At 32.5% G+C, this 6,113-nt stretch carries 7 protein-coding genes; 3 read left to right on the top strand and 4 right to left on the bottom strand.

Annotated elements, in window-relative coordinates:
• Positions 1-4 precede the first annotated feature (4 nt).
• The 4 genes from frr to rpsB all read right to left on the bottom strand — a co-directional run bounded on the left by frr (position 5) and on the right by rpsB (position 3,099).
• Positions 5-562, bottom strand: a complete 558-nt coding sequence (frr, locus tag O3884_RS00655; RefSeq protein ID WP_003145637.1) for a ribosome recycling factor — start codon at positions 560-562, stop codon at positions 5-7.
• A 24-nt stretch (positions 563-586) separates the two neighbouring features.
• Entirely contained in the window at positions 587-1,300 is a 714-nt protein-coding gene (gene pyrH / locus O3884_RS00660; RefSeq protein ID WP_371451105.1) for a UMP kinase, read from the bottom strand.
• Between the two features lie 119 nt (positions 1,301-1,419).
• A complete protein-coding gene (tsf, locus tag O3884_RS00665) occupies positions 1,420-2,307 on the bottom strand; it encodes a translation elongation factor Ts (RefSeq protein ID WP_299324504.1) in 888 nt (295 codons plus the stop codon).
• A gap of 57 nt (positions 2,308-2,364) precedes the next feature.
• On the bottom strand, positions 2,365-3,099 hold the full coding sequence (rpsB, locus tag O3884_RS00670; RefSeq protein WP_003144977.1) for a 30S ribosomal protein S2: 735 nt from the start codon (positions 3,097-3,099) through the stop codon (positions 2,365-2,367).
• A 363-nt stretch (positions 3,100-3,462) separates the two neighbouring features.
• Between rpsB and O3884_RS00675 the strand changes: the two genes are divergently transcribed.
• The 3 genes from O3884_RS00675 to O3884_RS00685 all read left to right on the top strand — a co-directional run.
• Positions 3,463-4,497: a metal ABC transporter solute-binding protein, Zn/Mn family gene (locus tag O3884_RS00675; protein ID WP_371451106.1), complete on the top strand. Its 1,035-nt coding sequence runs from the start codon at positions 3,463-3,465 to the stop codon at positions 4,495-4,497.
• 126 nt (positions 4,498-4,623) lie between these two features.
• Positions 4,624-5,334 (top strand): metal ABC transporter ATP-binding protein, encoded by a 711-nt coding sequence (locus tag O3884_RS00680; protein ID WP_371451107.1) that lies wholly within the window; start codon positions 4,624-4,626, stop codon positions 5,332-5,334.
• On the top strand, positions 5,327-6,113 hold a 787-nt coding region (locus O3884_RS00685; RefSeq protein ID WP_371451108.1), incomplete at its 3' end, for a metal ABC transporter permease. The genes O3884_RS00680 and O3884_RS00685, both read left to right, overlap by 8 nt.

Raw genomic sequence — 6,113 nt, forward strand, 5'->3', positions numbered from 1 at the left:
ATTATTATACACTCATTAACTCTTCTTGTTTTTCTTTAGTAACTTTATCAATTTCAGCAACGAATTTATCTGTTACTTTTTGAATATCATCAGAATATCCTTTTAAATCATCCTCAGTAATTTGAGAAGATTTTTCTAATTTTTTCATAGCGTCCATTGCATCACGACGAACATTACGTACAGCAACCTTAGCTCCTTCAGATTCTTTACCTACTAATTTAGCAAGTTCTTTACGACGTTCCTCAGTTAAAGCTGGGAATACGATACGAATCACTGTTCCATCATTAGCTGGATTTAATCCTAAATCTGATGCTTGAATAGCTTTTTCGATATCTCCTAATAAAGTTTTTTCGTATGGAGAAATTACAAGCATTTTAGGTTCTGGTACAGAAACCCCTGCAACTTGATTAATCGGAGTTGGTACACCATAGTAATCAACTGTTAATCTATCTAAAACAGCTGCACTAGCCTTACCAGCTCTGATAGATGCTAATTCACGACGTAAACTAGCAATCGCTTTTTCCATTCTTTCGTTTAAATTATTCATTATTTGTTCAGGCATAATTGTAAACTCCTAATATAAATTTTATTCAATAGTTGTTCCTAGATTAGAATCAGAAACAACTTTAACAATATTTTCTGCTTCATCTATTGAAAAGACAATAATTGGCAGGTGATTATCCATACAGAATGTAATTGCTGTAGAATCCATTATTGTTAACCCTTTGTTCATAATATCCATGTATGATAACTTATCATATTTAGTTGCTGTACTGTCAAGTTTTGGATCAGCAGAGTAAACTCCATCAACACCATTTTTACCCATTAAAATAGCTTCAGCACCGATTTCTTTAGCACGTAATGCTGCTGTTGTATCTGTTGAGAAATATGGATTCCCAATTCCAGCTGCAAATATAGCAACACGACCTTTTTCTAAGTGTCTTATTGCACGTCTTCTAATGTATGGCTCAGCCATTTCTTTCATTTCGACTGATGTTAATACACGTGTATCCACACCTTTTTGTTCTAATGCATCTTGTAATGCTAATGAGTTCATAACTGTAGCTAACATACCCATTGAGTCAGCCGTAGCACGTTCCATTCCTAGTTCTTCACCAGTTTTTCCACGCCAGATATTTCCTCCACCAACAACGATAGCAACTTCTACCCCTTGTTTTACTACCTCTACGATTTGAGAAGTTATTTTTGTAACAACTTCAGAATCAATACCGAATCCTTTTCCACCTGCTAGTGCTTCACCACTTAACTTATATAAAACTCTTTTATATTTAGTAGCCATTTCTATCCTCCTAATAAATTACAGACATTATTGTTTCTACTATACTAATTTTTTAAAAAAGCACACACAAGAAGTGTGTGCTTAACCTCTTTTAATAAAATATATTAAATAGAGAATTATTATTTGCTAGCGTTAACTTGGCTCATTACTTCTTCAGCAAAGTTATCTTCTTTTTTCTCGATACCTTCACCAACTTCGTAACGTACGAATTTAGCAAGTTTTCCACCTTTTGATGCTAAGAATTTTTCAACAGTGAAACTATCGTCTTTAACGAATTTTTGGTTAACAACTGTGATTTCTTCTAAGAATTTGTTAATTCTACCAACGATCATTTTTTCAACGATGTTAGCAGGTTTTCCTTCGTTTAATGCTTGCTCAGTTAATACTTTTTTCTCGTGCTCAAGTACATCAGCTGGTACTTCGCTTTCGTCTAAGTATTTAGGAGCTAAAGCAGCGATGTGCATTGCAACATCTTTAGCTGCTTCTTCGTCAGTGCTTCCTTCAACAAGAGTAAGAACACCAATTCTTCCTCCCATGTGAGAGTATGCACCGAATGCATCAGCGTCAGATTTAGTTACAACTTCAAATCTTCTTAATGAAAGTTTTTCACCAATTGTAGCGATACCTTCGTTAATTACTGCTTCAACAGTTCCACCTTGAGCTTCTACTTGAAGAGCTTCTTCTAAAGTTGCTGGTTCAGCTGCTAAGATAGCTTCTGCAACATTTTTTACTAAAGCAACGAATTTTTCGTTTTTAGCAACGAAGTCAGTTTCTGAGTTGATTTCTAAGATAACAGCTTTGTTACCTTTAACCTCGATGTAAGAAAGACCTTCTGCAGCGATTCTGTCAGCTTTTTTAGCTGCTTTAGCGATACCATTTTCTCTTAGGTAGTCGATTGCTGCATCGATATTTCCATCAGTTTGAGTTAGTGCTTTTTTACAGTCCATCATACCAGCACCAGTACGTTCTCTTAATTCTTTTACCAAACTAGCTGTAATTTGTGCCATTTTGATTTGCCTCCGTTATTTTATTATTAATTTTTTTATTTGTTTTATAATCTAAAATTATTCTTCAGTTGCTTCTACTTCTTCAGAAACTTCTTCGGTTTCTTCGATGTTACCTTCGTTGTAAGCTACAAAAGCGTCTGCCATTTTAGCTGTTAATAATTTAACTGCACGGATAGCATCGTCGTTTGCAGGGATTACGTAATCAACATCATCTGGATCACAGTTTGTATCCACGATACCTACTACAGGGATTCCTAATTTTTTAGCTTCAGCAATTGCATTGTGCTCTTTCTTAGGATCTACTACGAAGATTGCATCTGGCATACCTTTCATTTCACGAATTCCACCTAAGAATTTAACTAATTTATCATATTCTTTTCTTAATTCGATAACTTCTTTTTTAGGTAGTACTTCGAATACTCCATCAGCTTCCATTTTTTCGATTTCAGTGATTCTGTCAATACGTCCTTTAATTGTTTTGTAGTTAGTTAAAGTTCCACCTAACCAACGGTGATTGATGTAGTATTGACCACTTCTTTCAGCTTCTTCTTTAATAGCATCTTGTGCTTGTTTTTTAGTACCTACGAATAACATTTTTCCGCCTTGATCAGCAACTGATTTTACGAATTCGTATGCTTCATCAACTTTCTTAACTGTTTTTTGTAAGTCGATAATGTAGATACCGTTTCTTTCTGTGAAGATGTATTTATCCATTTTAGGGTTCCATCTTCTTGTTTGGTGACCGAAGTGTACACCAGCTTCTAATAATTGTTTCATTGAAATAACTGCCATAGTTATTTTCCTCCTTGGTTTTTTCCTCCGACATTCTCTAAGCTTACTGCAAACATAAATGCACCGAGCAGCTACTCAAATGTCGTGTGTTATATTTTTGTTGATTCTTACTCAACTTTATTAATTATATAGCATTACCAACTAAAAATCAAGTATTTTAATAAATTTTACATCAATAATTATCTTCTATATTAATTACTATTTTATTTATTTTTTATTACTTTTTATTTTTATGTATTATGAAAACAAATGTAAAATTTCATATTAATCAAAATTATTTCGTTTAAGAGGTTGATTTTTTTAGCGAGTAGTATTATAATTTATTAGAACGTAATTATTACGAATAACGGAGGAATATTACAAATGAATAAATTTTTAAAATTAATATCAGTTGTTGCTGCGTTCGCCCTACTTTTAGTAGGATGTTCAAGCAAAACTAATTCTGGAGCTTCTAACTCTGGAAATAAAACGAAAATTGTTACTTCAGTAAACTTTTATGCAGAAGTAGCTAAGAGTATCGCAGGAGATAAAGCAGAAGTTTCTTCTATTATATCTTCTACTTCGGTAGATCCACACGATTTTGAACCAACTGCTCAAGATGCTAAAACTGTTGCTGATTCTAACATCGCTATCTTAAACGGTGGTGGGTACGATTCTTGGTTCGAAAAACTAACGGCTAATAGTAAAGACATCAAAAAAATTGATGGTGCTAAATTACTAGGTCTTAAAGATGGAGATAATGAACACATTTGGTACAACCCAGAAGTAATGAGTAAAGTTGCAGACGAACTTACTAAAGTTTTATCTGAAAAAGATTCTGCTAATAAAGATTTCTATGAAAAAAATAGAGATAACTACAAAAAAGAACTTTCAAAAATTACTGATAAAATTAATTCTTTAAAAGATAAAGCAAATGGGAAATCAGTATTAACAACTGAACCAGTTTTTGAATATGCAGTTGATGCTTTAGGATTCAAAACAACAGACCAAGTTAAAAAACTAGCTCAAGCTACTGAAGAAGGAAATGATCCTGCTCCACAAGATTTAAAAGCTATTCAAGAACAAATTAAATCTAAACAAATTTCAATAATCATCAACAATGTTCAAACAACTAATAAAACTATCGAAGGATTAATTAGTCTAGCTGAACAAAATAAAGTTCCAGTACTTAATGTTACAGAAACTCAACCTGATGGTAAAACTTATATCGAGTGGATGTTAGATCAATACAATAAACTTGAAGAAATTCTAAATGGTGGTTCTGGTGAAAAAGCTTATCATGTCGAAGGTGCTGAGGAAGGTCACTCACATGATCACGAACACGAAGGGCACTCTCACAGTCATTCTCATGATGACAAAGATCATGATCATGATCACGAAAAAGAACATAAACATTAATACGAAGATTAAAAATTAGTCTTCACATATTATAAATATGTAGTATAATATAAAGAAGAGATTCTAAATCGTATCTCTTCTTTTTTATATTATAAATTAAAATTTTAAATTTACTTAGGAGATTTTATGGCTGAACTTAAAATAAAAAATCTCACTTATTCAATAGGAGATAAGATAATATTAGATAACATTACATTTTCTGTAACTTCAGGAGATGTTGTTGCTGTTGTTGGAAAAAATGGTGTTGGTAAAACAACATTATTAAACAATATTCTAGAAAAATTAAATAAAACTAGCCAAATAACACTTGTTGGAGAAAATCCAACTCTTGGATATGTACCTCAGTTCAGACAGATAGATGAAGAACTTCCCTTGTCTGCTGCTGACTTTGTATCACTTCCTATTCAAAAAGGACTTTTACCATGGCTTAGTAAAAAAGAAAAATCAAGTATTAAAGAAGCACTAGAATTAACAAATTCTCTAAAACTTCAAAATAAATCTATAGGTACTCTCTCAGGAGGAGAAAAACAACGTGTATTTTTAGCACAAGCATTGGTAAATAGACCAAACTTATTACTTCTTGATGAATTTACATCTAACCTTGATAAAACTAGTGAAATCGAATGTATGACTTTAGTTAAAGAAATTACAAAGAAAGAAAATATCATAACTCTTTGTATAACACATGAACTATCACTTATCGATGAAAAATACGTTGATAAAATTCTTTATCTAGAAGAAGGTTGCTTTAAATTTATTAGTATAGAAGATTATAACAAAGAAATAAATAATCTGAAACTATGCAAACACTATGTAGGAGATAACAACCATGTTTAATTATGATTTTATGCAGAATGCCTTTATAGCTGGTACAATTGTTGCAATAATGGCAGGTTATATCGGTGTGTTTGTAATGGCTAGAAACATGTCATTTATATCACACACCCTTTCACATGTTGGGTTCGCTGGTGCAGCCTTTGCTGTTTTCTTAGGTATTAACCCAATTTACGGACTATTAATATTCACTATTACTATGTCTTATCTAGTAGGTCATCTAAGTGTAAAAGCATTTAGACGTGAAGCTACAGTAAGCGTAATGTTAGGAATATTCTTAGGTTTAGGATTATTATTCCTATCACTAACACCTAAAAGTACAAGCTATGTTAACAACATACTATTCGGTAGTGTTGTTTCAATAACGAGAGACGATGTAAAATTAATATTTACACTTGCACTTGCTGTAATACTGCTACTTTCTATCTTTTATAGAAAAATCAAATTCGATTCTTTCGATGCGATTGGTGCTCGTGCATTAGGATTAAATGGAAAATTTATTTCTATCTTTTTCCTAGTTTTACTATCGGTGGCAACTAGTATTACGGTTCCAGTAGTAGGAGCATTATTAATGTTCGTCCTACTAACAGTTCCAGCTAGTGCAGCAAGATATCTTACTAATAAAGTAGGTCTTATGATAGTAATATCAATATCGTTCGCGTTAGTTGGTACATGGGCAGGGATTACTCTTTCATATTACACTTCCCTACCTACTACTTTCTTTATAGCAACTATCGAAGCACTATTCTACTTTTCTAGTTTAGGATACTATAACCTTAAGA

The sequence above is a fragment of the Gemella sp. 20925_1_85 genome (assembly GCF_041433735.1).
Lineage (GTDB): Bacteria > Bacillota > Bacilli > Staphylococcales > Gemellaceae > Gemella.